The organism is Herbaspirillum sp., assembly GCF_035644555.1.
Taxonomy (GTDB): Bacteria; Pseudomonadota; Gammaproteobacteria; order Burkholderiales; family Burkholderiaceae_D; genus Herbaspirillum.
On record NZ_DASQOH010000078.1, the window covers coordinates 71,941 to 96,024 of the forward strand.

Genomic DNA, 24,084 nt, shown 5'->3' on the forward strand with positions numbered 1-24,084 from the left:
GCTAGGAGCCACCATGTCCGAACTCTTCATCAAGGCCGAACCCTATGCCTGGCCCTACGATGGCGCCCTGACCCCGGCCAATACCGCACTCATCGTCATCGACATGCAGACCGATTTCTGCGGCATCGGCGGTTACGTCGACAAGATGGGCTACGACCTCTCGCTCACGCGCGCGCCGATCGAGCCGATCAAGCGCGTGCTGGCCGCCATGCGCGCCGGTGGCTACACCATCATCCACACCCGCGAAGGTCACCGCCCCGACCTCTCCGACCTGCCTGCCAACAAGCGCTGGCGCTCGCGCCAGATCGGCACCAATGGCGTGGGCATCGGCGACGCCGGTCCCTGCGGCCGCATCCTGGTGCGTGGCGAGCCGGGCTGGGAAATCATTCCGGAACTGGCGCCCATCGCCGGCGAGATCATCATCGACAAACCCGGCAAAGGCTCCTTCTGCGCCACCGACCTGGAAATGATCCTGCACACCCGGGGCATCCGCAACATCGTGCTGACCGGCATCACCACCGATGTCTGCGTGCACACCACCATGCGCGAGGCCAATGACCGCGGCTTCGAATGCGTGATGCTCGCCGACTGCTGTGGCGCCACCGACCACAACAACCACCTGGCAGCGCTGTCGATGATCAAGATGCAGGGTGGCGTCTTCGGCGCGGTCTCGGATTCGGCCGCGCTGATCGATGTGATCGGGGCCTGATCATGCACGCGCTCGAGCTGGAAATCCTCGGCGCCGGCAAGTCCTTCGGCAGCTTCCGGGCGCTGGACGAGGTGTCGCTGAAGATCCGCGCCGGCACCATCCATGCCCTGCTGGGGGAGAACGGCGCCGGCAAGAGCACGCTGGTCAAGGGTCTGGTGGGGTATAGCCCGCTCGACCAGGGCAGCGTGATGGCCGACCGGCGCGAGGTGGACATCCGGGGTGCGCGCACTCCCAGCCAGTTGGGCATTGGCATGGTCTACCAGCACTTCACGCTGGCGCCCAGCCTGAACGTGGCTGAAAACCTGCTGCTGGCGCGGGGCGACCTGCCCTGGCGCATCCGCTGGGGCAGCGAGCGCGCAGCACTGGAAGAATTCATGGCGCGCATGCCCTTCCGGCTGGCGCTGGACCGGGCGGTGAGCAGCCTCTCGGCCGGCGAAAAACAGAAGCTGGAAATCCTCAAGCAACTCTATCTGCGGCGTCGCTTCCTGATCCTGGATGAGCCGACCTCGGTGCTCACGCCCCAGGAGGCCGACGAAGTGCTGGGCCTGATGCACGCGCTGACGCGCCAGCAGGAGCTGACGGTGCTGATGATCACCCACAAGTTTCATGAAGTGAGCGCCTATGCCGACGATGTCACCGCGCTGCGCAAGGGCCGGCTGGTGGGCAGCGCCCGCGTGGCCGATACCAGCCCGGACGAGCTGGCGCACTGGATGATGGGCCATGCCCGCCAGGAAAAGGCGCAGGTGGCACGCCCTGCGGTGCCGGCGCAGGCGTCGGTGGGACTGGAGGTGCGCGATCTCACGGTCAACAATGATCGTGGCGTGGCGGCGGTGCGGGCTTTGTCGTTGCAGGTCAGGCAGGGCGAGATCGTGGGGCTGGCCGGCATCTCCGGCAATGGCCAGAAGGAACTGGTGGAAGCCCTGCTGGGCCAGCGCCGTCACCTGCAGGGCGAGATCCACGTGGCCGGCGCGCCCTACGCCGCCACCCGCGCCGAGATGCGCCGCCTGCGCGTGTTCGCGTTGCCGGAAGAACCGCTGCGCAATGCCTGCATCCCCGGCATGAGCGTGGCCGAGAACATGGCGCTGCGCAACTTCGACGTCGCTCCCTTCAAACGCGGTGGCTGGCGCATCGACCGCGCCGCCATGAAGCGCCAGGCGCAATCGCTCATCAGTGCCTTCAACGTCAAGCCGCCATTGCCGGAACGCGCCATCGGCACGCTCTCCGGTGGCAACGTGCAGCGCGCCGTGCTGGCGCGCGAACTGGGCGAGCATGCGGCCGCTGGCGATGCCCATCACGGCGACAACGCCACGGCGCCCAATGTACTGATCGTGGCCAACCCGGTGTTCGGCCTGGACTTCGCCTCGGTGGCCGACATCCACGCCCGCCTGCTGCAGGCCCGCGCACGCGGGGCTGCGGTGTTGCTGGTGAGCGAAGACCTGGACGAATTGCTGGAACTGTCCGACCGCATCCTGGTGATGACCGAAGGCCGCATCGTGCATGTGGCGCAGGACGTCGCCACCCGGGGCGCCGACCGCGCCGCGCTGGGCCGCTGGATGGCGGGCCACTCCGAACAACCCACTCACGCCGAGGCCGCATGATCCGTATCGACGCCACGCCCTACCCTTATCAGTTCCACCCGCGCAGCACGGCGCTGGTGGTGATCGACATGCAGCGCGACTTCATCGAGGAAGGCGGCTTCGGCAGTGCCCTCGGCAATGACGTACGGCCGCTGGCGGCCATCGTGCCGACCGTGGCGGCGCTGCTGCAGCTGGCACGCGAGGCCGGCATGCTGGTGGTGCATACGCGCGAATCGCACCTGCCGGACCTGTCGGACTGCCCGCGCTCCAAGCGCCTGCGCGGCAATCCGACGCTGGGCATCGGCGATGTCGGGCCGATGGGCCGCATCCTGGTGCAAGGCGAGCCGGGCAACCAGATCCTGCCGCAACTGGCCCCGGTGGAGGGGGAACTGGTCATCGACAAACCCGGCAAGGGCGCCTTTTACGCCACCGACCTGCATGCACAACTGCAGGAGCGTCGCATCACCCACCTGCTGGTGGCCGGCGTGACCACCGAAGTCTGCGTGCAGACCTCGATGCGCGAGGCCAATGACCGTGGCTACGAATGCCTGGTGATCGAGGATGCCTGCGCCAGCTACTTCCCCGACTTCCATCGCACCACGCTGGAGATGCTGACGGCGCAGGGCGGCATCGTCGGCTGGCGTACCCCGCTGGCGCAACTGCAGGCCGGCGTGGCTGCCTACACAGGAGAAAATCCATGATGCAAGTGAACCTGCCGCATGTGGTGGCCGAGGTCGAACAGGCCTTCACCGATTACGAATACGCCTTGCTGGTCAATGACATCCCCACCCTGGACCGCTGGTTCTGGTATGCGCCGCAGACGGTGCGCTATGGCGTGGGCGAGGTACTGCTGGGCGGCGAAGCGATCCGCCAGTATCGCAAGACCTGCACCCCGGTACCGGCCTCGCGCAAGCTGCAGCGTACCGTTGTCACTACCTTCGGCACCGACTATGCTACCGTCTCCACCGAATTCACGGACCACACGTCCGACCGGATCGGCCGTCAGATGCAGACCTGGGTCCGCATGGAAGAAGGCTGGCGCATCGTCGCCGCCCACGTCAGCCTGATGGCATGAGACCGCCTCCCGAGAACACCAGAATGCCCGCGCCATGACCGTCACCGTTGCCAATCCGCTCGCCGAACAGGTCTATCACCGGATCAAGGACGACATCTTCAGCTTCCGCCTGCTGCCCGGCGACAATTTCACCGAGACCGAGATGGCGCAGCGCCAGGGCGTCTCGCGCACACCGCTGCGGGATGCGCTGTTCCGGCTGCAGCGCGAAGGCTATCTGGAGGTGGGCTTCCGGCGCGGCTGGAAGGTCTGCCCCATCGATTTCGACCGGCTCGACAATCTCTACGACCTGCGCATCGTGCTGGAGATGGCGGCGCTGGAAAAGCTGTGCAGCCAGGAAGAGCCCGGCGCCGGCCTGGAACAGTTGAACGCGATCTGGCTGGTGCAGCCGGAAGACCGGCTCGCCGACGCGGTGCAGGTGGCCGAACTGGATGAGGCCTTCCATACCAACCTGGTGGCGGCCGCCGGCAACCAGGAGATGACCCGGGTCCATACCGAGGTCACCGAAAAGATCCGCATCGTGCGCCGCCTGGACTTCCTCAAGAAGAAGCGCGTCGACGCCACCTACGAGGAACACGGCAAGATCCTGCAGCTGGTGGCCAAGCGTCGCGCCACCGAGGCGCAGATCCTGCTGCGCGCCCACATCACCCAGAGCAAGCTGGAAGTGCGCAAGATCACCATCTGGATGCTGGCCGAGGCACGCCAGTTGCAGGAGCCGGAAGCGGTGCCGGCCCTGCGCTGAAATTGACCGAGCCGAGATAAGACTTGCCAGGCATGCACGAAAAGCAATATTTCTATCAGGAAATGTGAAAAAAGCTTCCTGAGATGCGCAAGCAGGCGCTTGATCGCCCCGATCCCGCCACCAAATCAGGGAAAGCCTCCGAAACCATTTATAATGGAAGGCTTTTGTAACAGCGCATCTATCCAGCGGCTCAATGAAGGTATTTCGCGGACTTCCCACAGCCGAATCGCGCGCCCCGTGCGCGCTGACCATCGGCAATTTCGACGGCGTGCATCTGGGCCACCAGGCCCTGCTGGCACGCGTGCGCGAGGCCGCCGGCAAACTGGGCCTGGACGCGGCGGTGATGACCTTCGAACCGCATCCGCGTGAATTCTTCGCCCAACTGGCCGGCACCCCTGAACGCGCCCCGGCGCGCATCGCCAACCTGCGTGACAAGCTCGAAGCCCTGGCCCATTCCGGCATCGACCGCGTGGTGGTGGAACACTTTGGCAGCCATTTCGCCGCCCTCTCCCCGCAGGACTTCATCGAAAAGATCCTGGTGCAGGGTCTGCACGTGCGGTGGCTGATGGTGGGCGACGACTTCTGTTTCGGCGCGCGCCGCGCCGGCACCCTCGATACCCTGATCGCGGCCGGCAAGCAGTACGGCTTCGAAGTCCATGCCCTGCCGACGGTGACCAATGCCGGCGTACGCATCTCTTCTTCCGCCGTGCGGGCGGCACTGGCCGAGGGCGATTTCGACCTGTCGCGCCAGTTGCTGGGCCACCCTTACGCCATCAGCGGGCGCGTGGTCCATGGCAAGAAACTGGGCCGCACCATCGGCTTCCCGACCCTGAACATGCGCGTGGGCCACAAGCGTCCGGCGCTGTCGGGCATCTTCGTGGTGCAGGTGCATGGCCTGGCCGAACAAGCGCTGCCGGCCGTGGCCAGCCTGGGCGTGCGCCCGACCGTGGATGACAGCGGGCGGGTCCTGCTGGAAACCCACCTGCTGGATTTCCAGGGCGATTGCTACGGCAAGCTGGTGCGGGTCGAGTTCCTGCAGAAGCTGCGCGACGAGGAAAAGTACGTGGACCTGCCCACACTGACCACCGCCATCGCCCGCGACGTCGACCATGCCCGCGCCTGGTTCCGCGAGAACGCCGGCTTCGCCGTCTCGGCCACCGACCGAATTTGAACGCTGGGCGATGGCCGGAGCAGCGCTCCCGCCGTCGTCCAGCCGCCCCATCCGCATTTCGCCAGCGCGCATCTCAGCACGCCCGGCGCCAGAATCACACTGCATCCAAGGAAAGCTTTCTCATGTCCAGCAACGACAACTCCGCCAAGCCCGGCAAACCGGAAAAAGCCGGCAAGGCGCCCTCCAAATACCCGGTCAACATGACCGAGACCGCCTTCCCCATGCGCGGCGACCTGGCCAAGCGCGAGCCGCAATGGGTCAAGCAGTGGCAGGAGAAGAAGGTCTACGAACGTATCCGCAAAGCATCGTCCGGCCGGCCCAAGTTCATCCTGCATGACGGTCCGCCGTATGCCAATGGCGACATCCACATCGGCCACGCCGTCAACAAGATCTTGAAGGACATGATCGTCAAGGCCCGCAACATGGCTGGCTTCGACGCGCAATACGTGCCGGGCTGGGATTGCCACGGCATGCCCATCGAAATCCAGATCGAGAAGCAGTTCGGCAAGAACCTGCCGGTGGCCGAAGTGCAGGCCAAGGCACGTGCCTACGCCGGCGAGCAGATCGAGCGCCAGAAGGCCGACTTCATCCGCCTGGGCGTGCTGGGTGAATGGGACAACCCGTACAAGACCATGAACTTCTCCAACGAAGCCGATGAGCTGCGCGCGCTCGGCACGATCCTGGAGAAGGGCTATGTCTATCGTGGCCTCAAGCCCGTGAACTGGTGCTTCGATTGCGGCTCGGCCCTGGCCGAGGCGGAAGTGGAATACCAGGACAAGCGCGACCCGGCTATCGATGTCGGCTTCCCCTTCGCCGAACACGACAAGCTGGCCACCGCCTTCGGCCTGGCCGACCTGCCGACCCGACACGGCTACATCGTCATCTGGACCACCACGCCCTGGACCATCCCGTCCAACCAGGCGCTCAACGTCCACCCTGAATTCGAATACGCGCTGGTGGAGACCAGCCGCAACGGCGAAGCCACGCTGCTGATCCTGGCCAAGGACCTGGTCGAATCCTGCATGCAGCGCTTCGGCCTGGAAGGCAAGATCATCGCCACCACCACCGGCGAGAAGCTCTCGCTGATCCGCTTCCACCATCCGCTGGCCAAGGCCGATGCCGGCTACGACCGCCTCTCGCCGGTCTACCTGGGTGAATACGTGACCGCCGACAGCGGTACCGGCATCGTCCACTCGGCGCCGGCCTACGGTATCGAAGACTTCATCTCCTGCAAGGCGCACGGGATGAAGGATGACGACATCCTCAACCCGGTCATGGGCGATGGCCGCTATGCGTCCTGGCTGCCGCTGTTCGCCGGCCTGACCATCTGGGAAGCCTCCAAGCCGATCTGCGCCAAGCTGGAAGAAGTGGGTTCGCTGTTCAAGCTGGTCATGTTCGACCACAGCTACATGCATTGCTGGCGCCACAAGACCCCCATCGTCTACCGCGCCACCTCACAGTGGTTCGCCAGCATGGACAACACGCCCAAGGATGGCGGGCCCAGCCTGCGTCAGACCGCGCTGCAAGGCATCGAGGACACCGCCTTCTTCCCCGGCTGGGGCAAGGCACGCCTGCACGGCATGATCGCCAACCGTCCGGACTGGACCCTGTCGCGCCAGCGCCAGTGGGGCGTGCCGATGGCCTTCTTCGTGCACAAGGAAACGGGCGAACTGCATCCGCGCACGCCGGAGCTGATCGAACAGGTGGCCCAGCGCATCGAGAAGAGCGGCATCGAAGCCTGGCAGGCGCTGGACCCCAAGGAACTGCTGGGCGAGGATGCCGAGCACTACGTCAAGAACCGCGACACACTGGATGTCTGGTTCGACTCCGGCACCACCCACCAGACGGTGCTGCGTGGTTCGCACCGCCAGCAGTCGCAGTTCCCGGCCGACTTGTACCTGGAAGGCTCGGACCAGCATCGTGGCTGGTTCCACTCGTCGCTCCTGACCTCGTCCATGTTGAATGGCCGCGCGCCCTACAAGGCCCTGCTCACGCACGGCTTCGTGGTTGATGGCGAGGGCAAGAAGATGTCCAAGTCCAAGGGCAACGTGGTGGCCCCGCAGAAGGTCTCGGACTCGCTGGGCGCTGAAATCCTGCGCCTGTGGGTGGCCTCGACCGACTACTCGGGCGAACTGTCGATCTCGGACGAAATCCTGAAGCGCGTGGTGGAAGCCTATCGCCGCATCCGCAATACCCTGCGCTTCCTGCTGGCCAACACGGCCGACTTCGACCCGGCGCAGCACGCCGTGCCGGTGGCCGAGCTGCTGGAGATCGACCGCTACGCCATCGCCAACATGGCGCGCCTGCAAGCTGAGGTCCTGGCGCACTTCGAGACCTACGAATTCCACCCGGTGGTGGCCAAGCTGCAGATGTACTGCTCGGAAGACCTGGGCGGCTTCTATCTGGACATCCTCAAGGATCGCCTCTACACCAGCGGCGTGGATTCGGCGGCGCGTCGTTCGGCCCAGACCGCGGTGTGGCACATCACCCAGTCGCTGCTGCGCCTGATGGCACCGATCCTGTCCTTCACCGCCGAAGAGGCCTGGAGCTTCTTTGCCGGCAAGGAAGCCTTCGAGGCCAGCGGCGAGACCATCTTCTCGCAGACCTACTACGCGCTGCCGGAAGTGGCCGATGCCGAAGCCCTGCTGGCCAAGTTCGCAGTGCTGCACGAAGTGCGCGCTGCTGTCACCAAGCAGCTGGAAGAAGTGCGTATCGCCGGCAGCATCGGTTCTTCCCTGCAGGCCGAGGTGGAACTGAAGGTGTCGGGCGAGAAGGCCGACCTGCTGGAGAGCCTGGGTGAAGACCTCAAGTTCGTGCTCATCACCTCCGCAGCCAGCGTGACCCGCGTGGCCAGCACCGAGGAAGAAGGTGTGGTGGTCACGCCCTCGACCCAGCAGAAATGTGAACGTTGCTGGCACTATCGCGCCGATGTCGGATCTCATCCCGAGCATCCCGGCCTGTGCGGCCGCTGCGTCAGCAACCTGTTCGGCCAGGGCGAGAAGCGTCGCTTCGCCTGATGACCTGATCGCCTGATCCACGCAGGACGGCCTTGCAAGCTGCCCGCTGCACTCTGCGCAGCGGGCAGCTCACTCAAACAAGAACATCCATGGCAACCAAAAAGCGCTCCTCATCTTCCGCCTCGTCCTCTTCCACCCAGGGGCTGCTGCCCTGGCTGGGCATCGCCACCATCGTGCTGCTGCTGGACCAGCTCTCCAAGATCACCATCCTGAAACTGTTCCACTACGGCGAATCGCTGCCGGTGACCGGTTTCTTCAACCTGGTGCTGGTCTACAACAAGGGCGCGGCCTTCAGCTTCCTGGCCGCCAGCGGTGGCTGGCAGCGTTATCTGTTCACCGCCATCGGCATCGGTGCGGCGGTGTTCATCATCCACCTGCTGCGCAAGCATCCCGGCCAGCGCATGTTCTGCTGGGCGCTGGCGCTGATCCTGGGCGGCGCCATCGGCAACGTGATCGACCGCGTGGTCTATGGCCACGTGATCGACTTCCTCGACGTCTATGTCGGCAACTGGCACTGGCCGGCCTTCAACATCGCCGACAGTGCGATCTGCGTGGGTGCGGTATTGTTCGTGGTGGATGAACTGCGCCGGGTCTCCCGGAAGTAACAACGACAAGAACGGCAACCCACCTGCGGCGCGCCACCTGGCGCAAGGGAGCAAGCAATGGAACTGGCTGGCAAGAAAATCGTACTGGGCCTGACCGGCGGCGTGGCCTGCTACAAGGCCGCGATGCTGGCGCGTGAACTCGGCCGCGCCGGGGCGTCGGTGCATGTGGTGATGACCGAGGCGGCCACCCATTTCATGACCGCCGTCACCATGCAGGCACTGACCGGCAACCCGGTCTATACCGACCAGTGGGATGCGCGCATGGACAACAACATGCCGCACATCAACCTCACCCGCGATGCCGATGCGGTGGTGATCGTGCCCTGCTCCACCGACTTCATCTCCAAGCTGGCCCATGGCGCCTGTGACGACCTGCTCTCGACGCTGTGCGTGGCGCGTCCGGCACGGCTGCCCCTGATGGTTGCACCGGCCATGAACGTGGAGATGTGGCAGAACCCGGCGACCCAGCGCAATGTGCGCCAGATCAGGGAGGACGGCATCCTGCTGCTCGGCCCCGATGCCGGCGCGCAGGCCTGTGGCGAAGTCGGAGAAGGCCGCATGCTGGAACCGATACAGCTGCTGGAAGAGATCGTCGCCGCCTTCCAGCCCAAGCTGCTGGCGGGCCGCCGCGTGCTGCTGACGGCCGGGCCGACCTTCGAACCCATCGATCCGGTGCGCGGCATCACCAATCTGTCCTCGGGCAAGATGGGCTATGCGATCGCCCGGGCGGCACGTGAAGCAGGCGCGGAAGTGACCCTGGTATCCGGCCCGACGGCGCTGGAGGCACCCTATGGCGTGCGTCGCGTGGACGTGCAGACGGCACAGCAGATGCACGATGCGGTGATGGGCAATGTGACCGGGCAAGACCTGTTCGTGGCGGTGGCAGCGGTGGCCGACTGGCGCGTGGCCAATGCCAGCACGCAGAAGCTGAAGAAACAGAACGAGCAGGACACGCCAGCACTGCAATTCGTGCAGAACCCCGACATCCTCGCCACCGTCGCCGCCCTGCCCCAACGCCCCTATTGCGTGGGCTTTGCGGCCGAATCGGAGAACCTGGAACAATACGGCGCGGCCAAGCGCATCAAGAAGAACATCCCGCTGCTGGTCGGCAATATCGGCCACCAGACCTTCGGCCGTGACGACAACTCCCTGATGCTGTTCGACGACCAGGGCCACAGCGCCCTGCCGCGCGCCGACAAGCAGACCCTGGCACGCCAGCTGATCCGCGAGATTGCGCGCCGCATGGCGCAATCGCCAGATTAGCGAAACGCGCTGCCCAAGGTCTCTTCGTTGACCGAATCCTGGATCGCCTCCAGCGTCTGCTGCAGATGCTGGCGCACGATCTGTTCGACCAGGGCCGCATCGCGCTGCCGGTAGCCTTGCAGGATCTGCGCGTGTTCTTCATTGTCGGTCAGCTGGATCTGCGGCAGCAGGTAGATCGACAGCGAGACATAGGGTGCGGCCACCAACAACAGGTTACGGACCATCTCGTACAGGCGTGATCCCTGTTCACTGCGCATGAGGTGATCATGGAAATCGCAGTTCAGCGCCGCCCAGGCATGGGGGTCGTCGGCCCGGCACATCTGCTCGTGCAGCGCGGCGGCCGCCTCCAGGGCATCGGGCCGGATCGAGGCAACCGACTTGCGTGCCAGCAGCGGCTCCAGCACGATGCGCAGTTCATAGATCTCGGCTACGTCCTGTACCGAGAGTCCCTTGACCACCACACCCTTGTTGGCATCGATGGTCACCAGCCCCTCCGAACGCAAGCCCCGGAAAGCCTCGCGTACGGGCGTGGTGCTGACTTCGAAGCGGCGCGCGACATCGTCCTGGCGCAACTTGTCACCGGGGCGATAGTTGCCGCGCAGGATATCGTTGCGCAGCTGGCTTAGGACCTGCTGCTCTATGGTTTTGAAGGCTTTTGACATGAGCACGTTGAGCTGGACGGCACGCCCCCTGCGGCGCACTGCAGGATGGGGGAAGCCTCATTGTGGCCTGCCCGGCAGGCCGGTGCAAGCGCACCCTTGCGCCGGCTCCGCCCGCCGGCCGGCTCAGTTCTCCATCCGCTGCGCCGGCCGGATCGTGGGCAGGATCGTGCTGATCCATTGGGCGTGCTGCAGCAAGGCCAGGTCCTGATCGCCAGGGCCGATCAGTTGCACGCCGAAGGGCAGGAAGTCGGACGAATACCCCGACGGCAAGGTCACCGCCGGCAAGCCCAGCAAGGTCGCCGGGGTGCAGAAGATCGCATCGCCGGTCTTGTCCAGACCTGGCAAGGCGGTGGTCGGCGAAGGCAGGGTCAGGACCGCATCGAGCCCGTCGAAGACGCGGTCACGCTCGGCCCTGAGGCTGGCCAGCCGCGCGCACAGCTCTTCGTAGCGCACATCGCTGATGGCGGCACCGGCCTCGATAAGCGCGCGGATGTTGGGACCGGCCAGGTCCTCCTTGCCGCGGATATCGTCCAGCAGGGCGGCCCGCGCTTCGTAGGCCAGGATCTCGTTGATCAGGGCATGCATCTCGACCAGGTCGATGGGAAATTCCACCGGTACGCAGGCAACGCCATGCCTTTCCAGGCGCCGGATGACGCCATCGACATTCTGCTGGACCTCACCCTGTACCTGCGCCCAGCGCGAACTGCGATAGATACCGACACGGGCCGGTTTGACGCCGGCATGGAAGGCGCTCGCCGAGACGGGCGGTGCAATGGTGCCGTCGCGCACGATCACGGCATGCATGACCGCCGACCAGTAGAGACTGGAGGTGATGAAACCCAGGTGATCCAGTGAGGGGGCGAGCTTGTGCGTGCCCTCGGTGGGAATGCGGCCAAAGGTCGGCTTGTAGCCATAGGCGCCGCAATAGGCGGCCGGGCGGATGACGGAGCCGACCGTCTGTGTACCCAGGGCGATGTCGACGATGCCCGCGCCCACTGCCGCCGCCGAGCCACTGGAGGAACCTCCGGGGGTGTAGCCCGGATGCCAGGGGTTGACGGTGGCGCCGGGATCACGCCAGGCGAATTCGGTGGTCACGGTCTTGCCGAAGATGATGGCGCCGGCCTGGCGCAGCCGGGCCACGATCCAGGCATCGGCGGCGGGTTGATGGCCGGCGAAGATCGCCGAACCATAGGCGGTGGGCATGTCGGCGGTATCGATGAGGTCCTTGACTGCCACCGGGATGCCTGCCAGCGGCCCGCTGGTGTTCTGGGCGGCGGGATAGCTCTGCGGGCGCCAGACGAAGGCCCGCAGCCGCTCGTCGAGATGGTCGGCGGCCGCCACGGCGGTGGCCAGGGGACTGGGGTCGGGGGCGAATGCGGGTACGGATGCGGGTGCGGTCTGCGTCGCTTCTGTGGTCATGATCGTCTTCCTCTGCTGCTGGGTGGCGGTGCCGTCCTGCCAATCCGCTGCGCAATCAACTGCGCAGTCAACTGCACTTGCGCGACCGGCTGGCTGCCGTGCGTCCGTGGCCGAGGGCCAGGATGCACGGCGCGGCACATGGCAATCTTAAGGCTTGGTGGTCTTTTCGGCGAAGCTGTTGTCGACCGCGCTCTCGTAGGTGACCTGCCCGGGCTTGACGTTGCCGATGGCAATCTGCAGATCCAGACCGGCCTGGAAGGCTTCACGCGAGATGACCGGGGTGGCCGGGTAGACCTTCTGCTCCAGCAGGCGTTTGACGGCCGCGCGTACCACCGTCGGGTCCAGTTGCGGGAACTCGGCGATGGCGACCTTGTAGGCCACTTCCGGATTGGACTGCATCAGCTTTTCCGCATCGGCGATACCGGCAACGAAGCTTTGCACCATTTGCGGCTTTTTCTCCACCGTGGACTTGAGGGTATCAATCGTGGAAAAGGCGTAGACACCGTTGTACTGCTTGGCGAAGTCATGCACGATCTTGTAGCCGTTGGCCAGCGCCTGCTCCACCTGCGGCTGGTAGAGCGTCGCCGCATCGGCACGGCCGGCGGCTACCGGCGATATCTCGGTACCGATGGCCACCGTATTGAGCTTGACCGAACTGAGGCCCTTTTCCTTGAGCAGGTTCTGCAGCAAGTAGGTCGAGGTCGACGGCGGGATGGCGGTGGAAATGGTCCGGTCCTTGAAGTCGGCCAGCGAGTTGATCGGCGAATTGGCCGGCGCGACCGTCCACACCGGCACGCCCGCCACCACCATGGCCACATTGGTCAAGGACGCGCCCTTGAGATTGGCCAGCACGGCCGTCATCGGGTCTTGCAGCGAGAAATCCGCATGACCGCCAATGACCGCCGCCACACCCTGGGCGCCACCGCCGGCGGTCACCTTCTGCACTTCCAGACCGCGCTTGGCGAACAATCCTTCGCCCATGGCGACATACAGGGGGAGATACTGGATGGACTGGAAGGCCTGGTAGATCACCGCCTTCTCGGCGGCCATCGCGACGCTGCTCCCGAAACAGCCGATGCACAGCAGTGCGGCTGCGCTTGCCTTGCGGATGGACTTCATTGTTCGCCTTTCCATGAAATTACCCTTTCTTCAGTCAGTTTTACCAGCCAGGTGAGTAAGGCCGCCATGAGCGTGAGGATGATCACGCCCAGCCAGACGGTATTGAGGTCAAACAGCGAGCCGGCCACGAAGACCGCATGCCCGAGTCCGCTTTCGGAGGCGATGAATTCGCCCACGACCGCCCCGATCAGGGCGAAGCCGATGTTGATGCGCAGGATGGAAAAGATCCACGGCACCGACGCCGGCAGGATCAGCTTCTTGAACACCTTGGCGCGCTGAGCCTTGAAGGACTTGAACAGGTTCAGGAGATCCTTGTCGACCTCCTGGGCGGCGGCGCAGGAAGAGATGATGGCAACCGCAAAGGTGGAGATCCCCGCCAGCCAGATCTTGGACACCATGCCCGAGCCGAACCAGATGATGATCAAGGGCCCCAGCGCGATCTTGGGAATGCTGTTGAGCAGGATGGAGAACTGCTCGACGATGGCCGAAGTACGTGGATAGAACCACAGTGCCAGCCCCAGCGCGATGCCCAGGCCGCTGCCCAGCAACAGGCCCAGCAGGGTCTCCACCAGGGTGACCCAGGTGTCGTAGAGCAGTTGCCCCTGGCTCAGGCCGATCACGGCGGATTTGTAGATTCCCGCCGGCGAGCCCAGCAGTTGACCGTTGATCAGATTGGACTGGGCCGCCATCTGCCACACGATGACGGCCACCACCAGCAAGGTGGCGACGATGGCGGTGGCGCTGCCGTCTTTGGATTTCATCACTCTCTCCTCAGGTGCTGGCGTGGGCGACGTCACTGGCACGCAGGGCGTTCCAGATCTCTTTGTGGTAGTGCGGGAATTCCGGCGCGCCCCGGGCGCTGACGGCGTCGCGCAGGCCATCGCTGCCCTCCACCGTGAGCACGATGTGCTGCTCGCGCATGATCTGCGCCGGACGTCCACCGAGCACCACCACCCGCTGGCTCATGGCGATGGCTTCGTCGATGTCGTGGGTCACCAGGATGACGCTGGTGCCTTCGCTGCGCGTGAGGCTGATGACATCGTTTTCCAGCATCAGGCGGGTTTCGTAGTCGAGTGCCGAGAAGGGTTCGTCCAGCAGCACCACGGTGGGATCGGCCAGCAACGTGCGACACAAGGCCACGCGCTGCTTCATCCCGCCGGAGAGCGCATGCGGATAGGACTGCGCCACGGTGTCCAGGCCGTAGCGCTTGAGCATGGCGCGGGCGCGCTCACGGTCGGCCTCGGTGACATCGCGCTGCAACTCGATGCCCAGCACGGCGTTGTCGAGGATGGTCCGCCAGGGCAGCAGCAAGTCCTTCTGCAACATGTAGGCAATGCTGCCGGCGCGACCATCCTCGCGCGGCTGCAGCACGATGCGACCGGCGGTCGGCTTGAGCAGGCCCGAGATGAGGTTAAAGAGCGTACTCTTGCCTGCGCCACTGCGACCGACGATGGCGACGATCTCACCTTTGCCGACATTGAATTGAAGGTTCTGGAATATCCGGATTTCTTCGCCGTTGGCCTTGATGAAGGCGTGGCTCAGATTGTCGACTTCTAGACGGTGGTCCGACATGGGCTCCTGCTCCTGAAGACTGCTTGAATGGCATGGATGGCACGGAAGATGACCCGCATGCCGCGTGTCAGCGGCATGGCGAAGTTGATTATGCATAATGCATAATCTTGCCTAAGGTCATGAGCAGAAACTGTGCCAGAGGTGGCGACAGGATGCCGCGAGCCGCATGGGCCATGCGCTTACAGCCGATTGGGGATATTTTCCTCGCCCTGCCACGGCCTTGGTGGCCATGGCATCAGGCCCGACATTGGCGCGATTGCACCTCGATCGGACATTGCAGTGCACCAAGGCTGTCCGAACCAACGGGCTCGCGCGTCCATCCCCGCTTTTCGCCAGGGTGGCAAGAAACATCCATTCCAAGATGGAAGTTGCTAGAATTGCGGCCTTAGGTGATGCACGCCGCCAGCCTGGCGCGCATTCTTGTCATTCCATCACCCGTGAAGAAATATGCATCGTCGAATCGAAGCCCGTATCGTCAACCCCCTTCTCGGCGAACAGATCCCTGTTCCCAGCTATGCCACCGATGGCTCGGCCGCACTGGACCTGCGGGCCTGCATCGAAGCCCCGATCACCCTGCGCGCCGGTAGCCGCGAACTGATCAAGACCGGCCTGGCCATCAACATGATGGATCCCTCGCTGGTGGCCATCGTGGCCTCGCGCTCGGGCCTTTCGCTCAAGCACGGGCTGCATGTGGCACAGGGCATCGGCGTCATCGATGCCGATTACCACGGTGAAATCGCCGTGATCCTGGCCAATTCGGGCCAGGAAGACTACGTCGTGCAGCCGGGCGACCGGATTGCCCAGTTGATGTTCCAGCCGGTGGTACAGGTGGCCTTGAGCATGGTAGACAAGTTCTCTACCGAAACCGGGCGCGGCGAAGGCGGCTTCGGCAGCACCGGCAAGTCCTGAATCGTCCCTGCCGCTGGCTGCGGCGCCAGCGGCCGTCCTACGCCACAGTACAAAGCGACAAGGAACCGTGACAAGGATGAGCCTGTCCTATGGCCTGTCCGGGACACCCCGGACCCAGCAGGCCCCTATTGATGGAGAACCGCATGCTCGTACCCCCCCTGCCCGCGTGGCAGAAGATAAGAACCCTCGCCACCCTGGCGCCGCTGGCCATCCTGGCCGCCTGCGCCACCCAGGAACCCGGCACCGCGCCGGCCAGCGCCCCCGTCAAGCCGACGGTGGTGACCCCGGCCCCCAAACCGGTCGCCGATAATCCCCAACAAGCGCAACTGCGTGAACTGATCGCCCAACAGGATCGCCTCTATCGCGTGGCCGCGCCGCTGCTGACCAGCAACGCGCAACTATGCCGCGGCAACGCGCGCAACCTGCTGGGATTCACCGCCAAGAACAAGTATTCCTTCCCGATCGAATACGCGGAAACCGCGCGCAGCCTGGGCTATGACGACCGCCTGCAGGTCACCGGCGTGCTGCCGGGCAGTGGTGCAGAAAAGGCGGGCATCCAGCGCGGCGACTTCCTGATGTCGGTAGCCGGCAAGCCGATGCCGCAGGGCACCGATGCCGAACGCCAGGCCGCCGTGCTGCTGAGCCCGCTGGTGGTCAAGAAAGCGCCGATCGCGCTGGGTGTGCAGCGCAATGGCCAGAACAGCACCCTCAACGTGCCGCTGACCTATGCCTGCGCCTTCAGCATCGAGCTGGGCAATGCCGACAACGTCAACACCTATGCCGACGGGCGCCGCGTGCTGATCACCCGCGGCATGCTCAGGTTCACCCAGTCCGATGACGAACTGGCCTACCTGATCGCCAAGGACATGGCCCACAACATCCTGGGCCATGCGATCCGCCAGCGCATGGTGTCGACCATCGCGGAGGTGATCGACAACCTGCTGCTGCCGCATCCGGACCCGACCACCACCGCCGGCACGGCCGGCATCCGCGTCTATCCGCAGGATCTGGACGCTGCGGCCGATACCCTGTCGCTGTACCTGCTGGCACGCGCCGGCTACAACATCGACAATGTGCCGGCGTTCTGGAAGCGCCTGGCCGAGCAGTATCCGGCCAGTGTGCCCAATGGCTATACGGCGCTGCATCCGGCCACCGCCTATCGTCTGTCGATGATCGAGAAGGTCACGCAGATCGTGAAGGCCAAGCAGGAAGCGGGCAAGCCACTGGTCCCCTGAGTCTTCCGATCACGCCTGTTTGATCTGAGATTTGCCCTGAGACGGCGCGGTGAAGACCGCGCCGTTTTTTGTTGTGTGTATCTTGTTGTGTGTACGCGGGGATCGAAAGCACCCTGCCCCAAAAACAAAAGGCCACTCCGGTTTCCCGGAGTGGCCTTGTTGGCTTGCTGATCTACTAGCTGAGGCTTATTCGACTTCGAGCTTTTCCTGCGGTTCTTCCGGCGGGGACGAATCGTCGCCCTCGGGGAATTCCAGCTTGATCTGCTCCTTGTCGTCCATCTCCACCGTCACGCGACCGCCGCTGACCAGCTTGCCGAACAGCAGTTCGTCGGCCAGCGCCTTGCGGATCAGGTCCTGGATCAAGCGCGACATCGGGCGTGCGCCCATCAGCGGATCGAAGCCCTTCTTGCCCAGGAACTTGCGCAGGCTGTCGGAGAAGACGGCTTCCACCTTCTTCTCGTGCAGCTGCTCTTCCAGTTGCATGAGGAACTTGTCGACCACACGCAGGATGATTTCCTCGTCCAGCGGGCGGAAGCTGATGATGGCATCCAGACGGTTGCGGAACTCAGGCGTGAACATGCGCTTGATGTCCGCCATCTCGTCGCCGGCTTCCTTCTTCTCGGTGAAGCCGATGGTGCGCTTCTGCAGGCTCTCGGCCCCCGCGTTGGTGGTCATGATGATGATCACGTTGCGGAAGTCGGTCTTGCGGCCGTTGTTGTCGGTCAGCGTGCCATGGTCCATCACCTGCAACAGGATGTTGAAGATGTCGGGGTGCGCCTTTTCGATTTCGTCCAACAGCAGCACGGCATGCGGCTTCTTGTTGACAGCCTCGGTCAGCAGGCCGCCCTGGTCGAAGCCGACATAACCCGGGGGCGCGCCGATCAGGCGGCTCACGGCATGACGCTCCATGTATTCGGACATGTCGAAACGCACCAGCTCGATACCGAGAATGAAGGCCAGTTGCTTGGCCACTTCGGTCTTGCCCACGCCGGTCGGACCGGAGAACAGGAAGGAGCCGATCGGCTTGTCGGTCTTGCCCAGGCCGGCACGGGCCATCTTGATGGCCGACGACAGCGCTTCGATGGCCGGGTCCTGGCCGAAGACGACGTTCTTCAGGTCGCGATCGATGGTCTGCAGCTTGGCACGATCATCCTGGTTCACGGACTGCGGCGGGATGCGGGCGATCTTGGAAATGATTTCCTCGATTTCCGGCTTGCCGATGGTCTTCTTCTGCTTGGACTTGGGCAGGATGCGCTGTGCCGCACCGGCTTCGTCGATGACGTCGATGGCCTTGTCGGGCAGGTGACGATCATTGATGAAGCGGGCTGCCAGCTCGGCTGCCGAAGTCAGCGCAGATGCAGAATACTTCACACCATGGTGTTCCTCGAACTTGGACTTCAGGCCACGCAGGATCTGCACGGTCTGTTCCACGGTCGGTTCGTTCACATCGATCTTCTGGAAGCGACGCGACAGCGCGTGATCCTTCTCGAAGACGCCACGGAACTCGGTATAGGTGGTCGCGCCGATGCACTTCAACTGACCGCTGGAGAGCGCCGGCTTCAGCAGGTTGGACGCGTCCAGCGTGCCACCGGAAGCGGAGCCCGCGCCGATGATGGTGTGGATTTCGTCGATGAAGAGGATGCCGTTGGGGCTGTCCTTCAACTGCTTCAACACTGCCTTCAGACGTTGTTCGAAGTCACCGCGATACTTGGTGCCGGCCAGCAGCGCGCCCATGTCCAGCGAGTAGACCACGGCGTTCTTGAGGATCTCCGGCACATCGCCTTGCGTGACACGCCAGGCCAGACCCTCGGCAATGGCGGTCTTGCCCACGCCGGCTTCGCCCACCAGCAGCGGGTTGTTCTTGCGGCGACGGCACAGGGTCTGGATCACACGCTCGACCTCGGAATCGCGGCCGATCAGCGGATCGATCTTGCCTTCGGCGGCGGCCTTGTTCAGGTTCTGGGTGAACTGGTCGAGCGGGCTTTCCTTCTGCTGGCCTTCGGCCTGCACGTCCTCGGCACCTTCCGGGGCCTTCTGCGGATCGGCCTGCTGGTCCTTGCGCACACCGTGCGAGATGAAGTTGACCACGTCCAGACGGGTCACGCCCTGCTGGTGCAGGTAGTACACCGCGTGCGAATCCTTCTCGCCGAAGATGGCCACCAGCACGTTGGCGCCGGTGACTTCCTTCTTGCCATTGGACGCCGACTGCACGTGCATGATGGCGCGCTGGATCACGCGCTGAAAGCCCAGCGTGGGCTGGGTATCCACTTCGTTGGTACCGGGTACCGTGGGGGTATTGTCGGTGATGAAATTGGTCAGCGTCTTGCGCAGATCGTCAATGTTCACCGAGCAGGCGCGCAACACTTCGGCGGCCGACGGGTTGTCCAGCAACGCCAGCAGCAAGTGCTCCACGGTAATGAATTCATGACGCGATTGTCTGGCTTCGACAAAGGCCATATGCAAACTGACTTCGAGTTCCTGCGCAATCATGCTTCCTCCATCACGCATTGCAGGGGGTGCCCTGCCTTTCGAGCGTGGGTTAAAACGAGTTCCACTTTAGTGGATGCGATATCTTTGGGATACACACCACACATTCCCTTCCCATCGCGGTGAACCTTGAGCATGATCTGCGTCGCGGTTTCACGGTCCTTGTTGAAATACTGCTGGATGACTGCGACGACGAATTCCATCGGCGTATAGTCATCGTTCAACAAAAAAACCTGGTACATCGCCGGCGGCTTGAGTTTGGCCTCCTGCCGTTCCAGGACTGTACCGCCATCATTTACGTGCTTGGTTGCCATGCGTTTATTGGACCATCAAAAGCTGTGCAACGCACAATGATCTCGTAACCTCTAGATGAGATAGATATTACTTGTTTTCCGGACCTTGCGCAGATGACGATGATTTATCCTAAATCAAGGGTATCTTTGCCCATACGCCAAACAGGGCCGCAAAGTTTGTGATGAAAACTCCTTGACTTTTGGATTTCGACCGAGAACAATGCAATTTCATTGAATAGTAGTTACTAAATGTAACAACTGATCAATGCGAAGGGGGCACGGTTTAAGGGGGGCTGCGTGACGCGCGATGCTTCTTGCTTTGACGGCTCGTGTGATAGTTAATATTTGAAAGATGCTTTTATGGCAACAGGTACTGTCAAGTGGTTCAATGATTCCAAAGGCTTTGGCTTTATCACTCCGGATGACGGCGGCGAAGATCTGTTCGCTCACTTCTCCGCAATCCAGATGAACGGCTTCAAGACCCTGAAAGAAGGTCAGAAAGTCCAGTTTGACGTTACGCAAGGCCCCAAAGGCAAGCAAGCATCGAACATCCAGAACGCCGCTTAAACCCCGGTCCGCTCTTGAAAGCCCTGCCTCGCAGGGCTTTTTTCGTTGGTGCGCCTTATCGGCCGAGCGGCGCCACGTCATCCCTCTTTCCTCGTTCCAAAGGCAAACAGCCGGGTCTCCCCGGCTGTTGCATTTTTGCCATTCCTGTTACCGACGGGATTACATGTTCTCGATCATGACCTCGCCGAAGCCGGAGCAGGACACCTGGGTCGCCCCTTCCAGCAGGCGCGCGAAATCATAGGTCACCCGCTTGGACGAAACGGACTTTTGCATGGCCGTGATGATCAGCTCGGCCGCCTCGATCCAGCCCATGTGGCGCAGCATCATCTCCGCCGACAGGATGCTGGAACCGGGGTTCACGTAATCCTTGCCGGCGTACTTAGGTGCGGTACCGTGGGTCGCTTCGAATACCGCCACCGAATCGGACATGTTGGCGCCGGGCGCGATACCGATGCCGCCCACCTGGGCCGCCACGGCATCCGAGATATAGTCGCCGTTCAGGTTCATGGTGGCAATCACGCTGTATTCCGCCGGGCGCATCAGCACCTGCTGGAAGAAGGCATCGGTGATCGCATCCTTGATCACGATCTGGCGACCGGTCTTGGGGTTCTTGAGGCGCATCCACGGACCATCGTCGATCAGCTCGGCACCGAACTCGCGGCCGGCCAGCGCGTAGCCCCAGTCACGGAAAGCACCTTCGGTGTACTTCATGATGTTGCCCTTGTGGACGAGGGTGACCGAGGGCTTGTCGTGATCGATGGCGTACTGGATCGCCTTGCGCACCAGGCGCTCGGTACCTTCGCGCGAGACCGGCTTGATGCCCAGAGCAGAGGTCTCCGGGAAGCGCAGCTTCTTGACGCCCATCTCGCGGGTCAGCAGCTCAATCAGTTTCTTCACTTCCGGTGTGCCGGCCTGCCATTCGATGCCGGCGTAGATATCCTCGGAGTTCTCGCGGAAGATCACCATGTCGGTCTTCTCCGGCTCGCGCAACGGCGAGGGCACACCCTTGAAGTAGCGCACCGGACGCAGACAGACGTACAGGTCCAGCTGCTGGCGCATGGTCACGTTGAGCGAGCGGATACCGCCGCCGACCGGCGTGGACAGGGGCCCCTTGATCGAGACCAGGTATTCCTTGAGCACGTCCAGGGTCTCATCCGGCAGCCAGACATCGGGACCATACAGCCGGGTCGACTTTTCGCCGGCGTAGATTTCCATCCAGTGGATCTTGCGCGCGCCACCGTAGGCCTTTTCCACGGCGGCATCGACCACCTTGAGCATCACCGGCGTCACATCCACGCCCACGCCATCGCCCATGATGAAGGGGATGATGGGGTTATTGGGGACATTGAGGGTGTCATCGGCGTTGGCGGTGATCTTGCGCCCTTCAGCAGGCACTTGGATATGTTGGTACGACATCGTGGTCTCCGATGGTTGAGGCGGTGGCGATAGAAGGGATAGAAGGCATCAGCGGCAATCCGGACCAGGCGACCAGCAGGTCGCCATTGCCTGGATTGTCATACAAGCGGGGAATTTTAAGAGATTTCCGTGGTTTGAGTCGGGGAAATTCCGGAATGCACGCGCAAGGTCTTATATAAGATATAGGACATCCGTGGACGATTATGCATCAGGATTTTACGGAATGCCATGTTTTTGCGACACTAGCGCATGCCTCTGATCTTATTCAACAAACCTTTCCAGGTGATGAGCCAGTTCTCGGCCCACCCCGAACGCCAGACCCTGGCCGACTACATCGATATTCCCAATGTCTATCCCGCCGGCCGGCTGGACGCCGACAGCGAGGGCCTGCTCCTGCTCACCGATGACGGCAAGCTGCAGCATGCCATTGCCCATCCCCGGCGCAAGCAGCCCAAGACCTATCTGGCCCAGGTGGAAGGCCAGGCCAGCCCTGAGGTGCTGCAACGCTTGAGCAAGCCGCTGGACCTGGGCGATTTCGTGACCCAGCACAGCCAGGCCCGGCTGATCCAAGAACCGCCCTGGCTGTGGCCGCGCACACCACCGATCCGCCAGCGCCAGAACCAGCCGACCAGTTGGATCGCGCTCACCATCAGCGAAGGCAAGAACCGCCAGGTGCGCCGGATGACGGCTGCCGTCGGCCTGCCGACGCTGCGCCTGGTGCGCATCGCGATCGGGCCGTTCTCACTGGCAAGCCATCCTCTGATGCCCGGCGAATGGCGTGAGGTCGATCCGGCAGCACTGGACACCCCATCCTGAACAGTCCAAGGCCCAAAAACTGAACATTCTGACAACATTTTATTGTGGCAGAGTGCATCATTCTTCTTCAATCCTCGTAAAAAAGATCAAAATCAGTGTCAACCTTCATCCGCGCCCACCGTTATTGGCAGTGATTCGCACGAATCATCGTTTGCCTCACATCCCTAACATGTTGAATTGAAGGACGCAAAATGAAAAAATTGATCGCCGCTCTGATCGCTGGTCTGTTCGCAACTGCTGCTTTCGCACAAGCTCCGGCCGCTCCGGAAGCGCCGAAGGCTGAAGCCGCTGCTCCGAAGGCAAAGAAGGCCAAGAAGGCAAAGAAGGCCAAGAAGGCAAAGAAGGCAGCTGAAGCTAAGTAATTAGCGTCCGCATCAAGAAAAAGGCAGGCTGGTCCTGCCTTTTTTCATGTCCGCGCGCTTTGGCAGGCCCGCTCGCTCATCCACTGTTGCGCCCTGCCCGGCTCCTGCTATCCTGCTTGCTCTTCGCACCATCCGATCTACGATAGATATTGAACATGCGCCAATCTTCACTTTCCCGCCTTTTCCAGTGCACCACCGCCGCCCTGCTGGCGGTCGGATGCATTGCCAGCGCCAGCGCCCAGACGCCGTCGGTACGCAAATTCCCCACCACCCAGCTCAACATCGGCATCCACCTGATCAAGGCCGAAGTGGCCAAGACCGAGGCCGAGCGCGAGCAGGGTCTGATGTTCCGCGACCGGATGGCCGACAACGAAGGCATGCTGTTCCTGTTCGGTCAGCCGGCCGGGGTATGCATGTGGATGAAAAATACCCTGATCCCGCTCTCGGTAGCCTTCATGGATGAAAAAGGCGTCATCATCAACATCGAGGAAATGAAGGAACAGACTCTGGACTCCCACTGCGCCAAGCGCGCGGCGGTCTATGCGCTGGAGATGAACAAGGGCTGGTTCAAGCAGAAAAACATCAAGCCCGGCACCAAGATCGAGGGCCTGCCGCAGTAAGCAGGCGCCGGCCGGGGTCCGCCCCGGCCGACGGCGAGCAGTCAAGCCAGCAGAAATCGATCTACCAACGCAAAAAACCGCTTGCGAGCAAGCGGTTTTCTTGTACTGCAGTCTGAAGCGGGTGAACCGCGCTTCAGCTCAAGCCATGCAGCAATTAAGCAGCCAGGGCCTTCAGGGCAGCAGCCAGACGGCTCTTGTGGCGAGCAGCCTTGTTCTTGTGGATGATCTTCTTGTCGGCGATGCTGTCGATGGTCGACACGGAAGATTGGAACACGGAGGTTGCTGCAGCCTTGTCGCCGGCGGCGATGGCCTTGCGAACTGCCTTGATTGCGGTGCGCAGGGTCGAGCGCTGGCTCGAGTTGTGAGCGTTTTGCTTGACTGCTTGACGAGCACGCTTACGTGCCTGTGCGGTATTTGCCATGAAAATTATCCTAAATCGAGAGTCGTTTGC

Annotated in this window: 24 protein-coding genes; 15 read left to right on the forward strand and 9 right to left on the reverse strand. The window is 62.9% G+C overall.

Translation table 11 applies throughout. The annotated features are described in order from the left end of the window. Nucleotides 1-13: 13 nt before the first annotated feature. From VE092_RS21825 to coaBC, 9 genes are all read left to right on the forward strand, one after another. Nucleotides 14-709, forward strand: coding sequence for an isochorismatase family cysteine hydrolase (locus tag VE092_RS21825; RefSeq protein ID WP_324880013.1), 696 nt, complete (start codon nt 14-16; stop codon nt 707-709). Between the two features lie 2 nt (nt 710-711). Continuing rightward, nucleotides 712-2,307 carry an ABC transporter ATP-binding protein gene (locus VE092_RS21830; RefSeq protein WP_324880014.1) on the forward strand — a complete coding sequence of 532 codons (1,596 nt, stop codon included), beginning with the start codon at nt 712-714 and terminating at the stop codon, nt 2,305-2,307. Beyond that, nucleotides 2,304-2,987 (forward strand): cysteine hydrolase, encoded by a 684-nt coding sequence (locus VE092_RS21835; protein WP_324880015.1) that lies wholly within the window; start codon nt 2,304-2,306, stop codon nt 2,985-2,987. The genes VE092_RS21830 and VE092_RS21835 overlap by 4 nt, the downstream gene beginning before the upstream one ends. After that, nucleotides 2,984-3,361, forward strand: coding sequence for an oxalurate catabolism protein HpxZ (hpxZ, locus tag VE092_RS21840; RefSeq protein ID WP_006463152.1), 378 nt, complete (start codon nt 2,984-2,986; stop codon nt 3,359-3,361). The genes VE092_RS21835 and hpxZ overlap by 4 nt, the downstream gene beginning before the upstream one ends. A 34-nt stretch (nt 3,362-3,395) precedes the next feature. Then, nucleotides 3,396-4,100: a GntR family transcriptional regulator gene (locus VE092_RS21845; protein ID WP_234295873.1), complete on the forward strand. Its 705-nt coding sequence runs from the start codon at nt 3,396-3,398 to the stop codon at nt 4,098-4,100. A gap of 193 nt (nt 4,101-4,293) precedes the next feature. Further along, a complete protein-coding gene (locus tag VE092_RS21850) occupies nt 4,294-5,271 on the forward strand; it encodes a bifunctional riboflavin kinase/FAD synthetase (RefSeq protein ID WP_324880016.1) in 978 nt (325 codons plus the stop codon). Nucleotides 5,272-5,393: 122 nt separating this feature from the next. Next, nucleotides 5,394-8,288, forward strand: a complete 2,895-nt coding sequence (gene ileS / locus VE092_RS21855) for an isoleucine--tRNA ligase (RefSeq protein ID WP_324880017.1) — start codon at nt 5,394-5,396, stop codon at nt 8,286-8,288. An 89-nt stretch (nt 8,289-8,377) separates the two neighbouring features. Beyond that, on the forward strand, nt 8,378-8,893 hold the full coding sequence (lspA, locus tag VE092_RS21860; protein ID WP_006463156.1) for a signal peptidase II: 516 nt from the start codon (nt 8,378-8,380) through the stop codon (nt 8,891-8,893). Between the two features lie 57 nt (nt 8,894-8,950). Further along, complete coding sequence (coaBC, locus tag VE092_RS21865) at nt 8,951-10,156, forward strand: bifunctional phosphopantothenoylcysteine decarboxylase/phosphopantothenate--cysteine ligase CoaBC (RefSeq protein WP_324880018.1); 1,206 nt, start codon at nt 8,951-8,953, stop codon at nt 10,154-10,156. On the opposite strand, the gene VE092_RS21870 is transcribed toward coaBC, so the two are convergent. The 5 genes from VE092_RS21870 to VE092_RS21890 all read right to left on the reverse strand — a co-directional run bounded on the left by VE092_RS21870 (nt 10,153) and on the right by VE092_RS21890 (nt 14,928). Further along, the gene (locus VE092_RS21870) at nt 10,153-10,818 is read right to left on the reverse strand and encodes a GntR family transcriptional regulator (protein WP_324880019.1); all 666 of its coding nucleotides are present in this window, start codon (nt 10,816-10,818) and stop codon (nt 10,153-10,155) included. The genes coaBC and VE092_RS21870 overlap by 4 nt on opposite strands. Before the next feature lie 123 nt (nt 10,819-10,941). Continuing rightward, nucleotides 10,942-12,237 carry an amidase gene (locus tag VE092_RS21875; protein WP_324880020.1) on the reverse strand — a complete coding sequence of 432 codons (1,296 nt, stop codon included), beginning with the start codon at nt 12,235-12,237 and terminating at the stop codon, nt 10,942-10,944. A gap of 147 nt (nt 12,238-12,384) precedes the next feature. Then, nucleotides 12,385-13,356, reverse strand: coding sequence for an ABC transporter substrate-binding protein (locus VE092_RS21880; RefSeq protein ID WP_233207486.1), 972 nt, complete (start codon nt 13,354-13,356; stop codon nt 12,385-12,387). After that, nucleotides 13,353-14,117: an ABC transporter permease gene (locus VE092_RS21885; RefSeq protein ID WP_006463161.1), complete on the reverse strand. Its 765-nt coding sequence runs from the start codon at nt 14,115-14,117 to the stop codon at nt 13,353-13,355. The genes VE092_RS21880 and VE092_RS21885 overlap by 4 nt, the downstream gene beginning before the upstream one ends. A gap of 10 nt (nt 14,118-14,127) precedes the next feature. After that, on the reverse strand, nt 14,128-14,928 hold the full coding sequence (locus tag VE092_RS21890; RefSeq protein WP_102661285.1) for an ABC transporter ATP-binding protein: 801 nt from the start codon (nt 14,926-14,928) through the stop codon (nt 14,128-14,130). Nucleotides 14,929-15,375: 447 nt separating this feature from the next. Here VE092_RS21890 and dut point away from each other — a divergent pair, with 447 nt between their 5' ends. Together dut and VE092_RS21900 are read left to right on the forward strand one after the other, a co-directional pair. Continuing rightward, complete coding sequence (gene dut, locus VE092_RS21895; protein ID WP_324880021.1) at nt 15,376-15,837, forward strand: dUTP diphosphatase; 462 nt, start codon at nt 15,376-15,378, stop codon at nt 15,835-15,837. Nucleotides 15,838-15,980: 143 nt separating this feature from the next. Beyond that, nucleotides 15,981-17,072: a M48 family metalloprotease gene (locus VE092_RS21900; RefSeq protein ID WP_324880022.1), complete on the forward strand. Its 1,092-nt coding sequence runs from the start codon at nt 15,981-15,983 to the stop codon at nt 17,070-17,072. Nucleotides 17,073-17,258: 186 nt separating this feature from the next. Here VE092_RS21900 and clpA read toward each other — a convergent pair whose 3' ends face one another. Further along, on the reverse strand, nt 17,259-19,562 hold the full coding sequence (clpA, locus tag VE092_RS21905; RefSeq protein ID WP_006463167.1) for an ATP-dependent Clp protease ATP-binding subunit ClpA: 2,304 nt from the start codon (nt 19,560-19,562) through the stop codon (nt 17,259-17,261). Continuing rightward, complete coding sequence (gene clpS / locus VE092_RS21910) at nt 19,559-19,873, reverse strand: ATP-dependent Clp protease adapter ClpS (RefSeq protein WP_006463168.1); 315 nt, start codon at nt 19,871-19,873, stop codon at nt 19,559-19,561. The genes clpA and clpS overlap by 4 nt, the downstream gene beginning before the upstream one ends. A gap of 339 nt (nt 19,874-20,212) precedes the next feature. Between clpS and cspE the strand changes: the two genes are divergently transcribed. Further along, a complete protein-coding gene (gene cspE, locus VE092_RS21915) occupies nt 20,213-20,419 on the forward strand; it encodes a transcription antiterminator/RNA stability regulator CspE (RefSeq protein WP_006463169.1) in 207 nt (68 codons plus the stop codon). A gap of 159 nt (nt 20,420-20,578) precedes the next feature. Here the strand turns inward: cspE and icd are convergent, their stop codons facing one another. Beyond that, nucleotides 20,579-21,835, reverse strand: a complete 1,257-nt coding sequence (gene icd, locus VE092_RS21920) for an NADP-dependent isocitrate dehydrogenase (RefSeq protein ID WP_324880023.1) — start codon at nt 21,833-21,835, stop codon at nt 20,579-20,581. A gap of 249 nt (nt 21,836-22,084) precedes the next feature. Between icd and VE092_RS21925 the strand changes: the two genes are divergently transcribed. From VE092_RS21925 to VE092_RS21935, 3 genes are all read left to right on the forward strand, one after another. Beyond that, nucleotides 22,085-22,651: a pseudouridine synthase gene (locus tag VE092_RS21925; RefSeq protein WP_324880024.1), complete on the forward strand. Its 567-nt coding sequence runs from the start codon at nt 22,085-22,087 to the stop codon at nt 22,649-22,651. Nucleotides 22,652-22,842: 191 nt separating this feature from the next. Next, nucleotides 22,843-23,013: a hypothetical protein gene (locus VE092_RS21930; protein WP_006463172.1), complete on the forward strand. Its 171-nt coding sequence runs from the start codon at nt 22,843-22,845 to the stop codon at nt 23,011-23,013. A gap of 155 nt (nt 23,014-23,168) precedes the next feature. Then, entirely contained in the window at nt 23,169-23,633 is a 465-nt protein-coding gene (locus VE092_RS21935; RefSeq protein ID WP_324880025.1) for a DUF192 domain-containing protein, read from the forward strand. A 154-nt stretch (nt 23,634-23,787) separates the two neighbouring features. Here the strand turns inward: VE092_RS21935 and rpsT are convergent, their stop codons facing one another. Further along, a complete protein-coding gene (rpsT, locus tag VE092_RS21940; protein ID WP_006463174.1) occupies nt 23,788-24,054 on the reverse strand; it encodes a 30S ribosomal protein S20 in 267 nt (88 codons plus the stop codon). Nucleotides 24,055-24,084: the final 30 nt, after the last annotated feature.

Excerpts from the sequence above, each read along its gene's own strand:
- dut (WP_324880021.1), top strand. The coding sequence starts at position 15,376 with ATGCATCGTCGAATCGAAGCCCGTATCGTCAACCCCCTTCTCGGCGAA.
- ileS (WP_324880017.1), top strand. The coding sequence starts at position 5,394 with ATGTCCAGCAACGACAACTCCGCCAAGCCCGGCAAACCGGAAAAAGCC.
- VE092_RS21850 (WP_324880016.1), top strand. The coding sequence starts at position 4,294 with ATGAAGGTATTTCGCGGACTTCCCACAGCCGAATCGCGCGCCCCGTGC.
- clpA (WP_006463167.1), bottom strand. The coding sequence starts at position 19,562 with ATGATTGCGCAGGAACTCGAAGTCAGTTTGCATATGGCCTTTGTCGAA.
- hpxZ (WP_006463152.1), top strand. The coding sequence starts at position 2,984 with ATGATGCAAGTGAACCTGCCGCATGTGGTGGCCGAGGTCGAACAGGCC.
- VE092_RS21830 (WP_324880014.1), top strand. The coding sequence starts at position 712 with ATGCACGCGCTCGAGCTGGAAATCCTCGGCGCCGGCAAGTCCTTCGGC.
- VE092_RS21900 (WP_324880022.1), top strand. The coding sequence starts at position 15,981 with ATGCTCGTACCCCCCCTGCCCGCGTGGCAGAAGATAAGAACCCTCGCC.
- coaBC (WP_324880018.1), top strand. The coding sequence starts at position 8,951 with ATGGAACTGGCTGGCAAGAAAATCGTACTGGGCCTGACCGGCGGCGTG.
- VE092_RS21835 (WP_324880015.1), top strand. The coding sequence starts at position 2,304 with ATGATCCGTATCGACGCCACGCCCTACCCTTATCAGTTCCACCCGCGC.
- VE092_RS21925 (WP_324880024.1), top strand. The coding sequence starts at position 22,085 with ATGCCTCTGATCTTATTCAACAAACCTTTCCAGGTGATGAGCCAGTTC.
- rpsT (WP_006463174.1), bottom strand. The coding sequence starts at position 24,054 with ATGGCAAATACCGCACAGGCACGTAAGCGTGCTCGTCAAGCAGTCAAG.
- clpS (WP_006463168.1), bottom strand. The coding sequence starts at position 19,873 with ATGGCAACCAAGCACGTAAATGATGGCGGTACAGTCCTGGAACGGCAG.
- VE092_RS21870 (WP_324880019.1), bottom strand. The coding sequence starts at position 10,818 with ATGTCAAAAGCCTTCAAAACCATAGAGCAGCAGGTCCTAAGCCAGCTG.
- VE092_RS21875 (WP_324880020.1), bottom strand. The coding sequence starts at position 12,237 with ATGACCACAGAAGCGACGCAGACCGCACCCGCATCCGTACCCGCATTC.
- cspE (WP_006463169.1), top strand. The coding sequence starts at position 20,213 with ATGGCAACAGGTACTGTCAAGTGGTTCAATGATTCCAAAGGCTTTGGC.
- VE092_RS21935 (WP_324880025.1), top strand. The coding sequence starts at position 23,169 with ATGCGCCAATCTTCACTTTCCCGCCTTTTCCAGTGCACCACCGCCGCC.
- VE092_RS21885 (WP_006463161.1), bottom strand. The coding sequence starts at position 14,117 with ATGAAATCCAAAGACGGCAGCGCCACCGCCATCGTCGCCACCTTGCTG.
- icd (WP_324880023.1), bottom strand. The coding sequence starts at position 21,835 with ATGTCGTACCAACATATCCAAGTGCCTGCTGAAGGGCGCAAGATCACC.
- VE092_RS21880 (WP_233207486.1), bottom strand. The coding sequence starts at position 13,356 with ATGAAGTCCATCCGCAAGGCAAGCGCAGCCGCACTGCTGTGCATCGGC.
- VE092_RS21890 (WP_102661285.1), bottom strand. The coding sequence starts at position 14,928 with ATGTCGGACCACCGTCTAGAAGTCGACAATCTGAGCCACGCCTTCATC.
- VE092_RS21825 (WP_324880013.1), top strand. The coding sequence starts at position 14 with ATGTCCGAACTCTTCATCAAGGCCGAACCCTATGCCTGGCCCTACGAT.
- VE092_RS21845 (WP_234295873.1), top strand. The coding sequence starts at position 3,396 with ATGACCGTCACCGTTGCCAATCCGCTCGCCGAACAGGTCTATCACCGG.
- VE092_RS21930 (WP_006463172.1), top strand. The coding sequence starts at position 22,843 with ATGAAAAAATTGATCGCCGCTCTGATCGCTGGTCTGTTCGCAACTGCT.
- lspA (WP_006463156.1), top strand. The coding sequence starts at position 8,378 with ATGGCAACCAAAAAGCGCTCCTCATCTTCCGCCTCGTCCTCTTCCACC.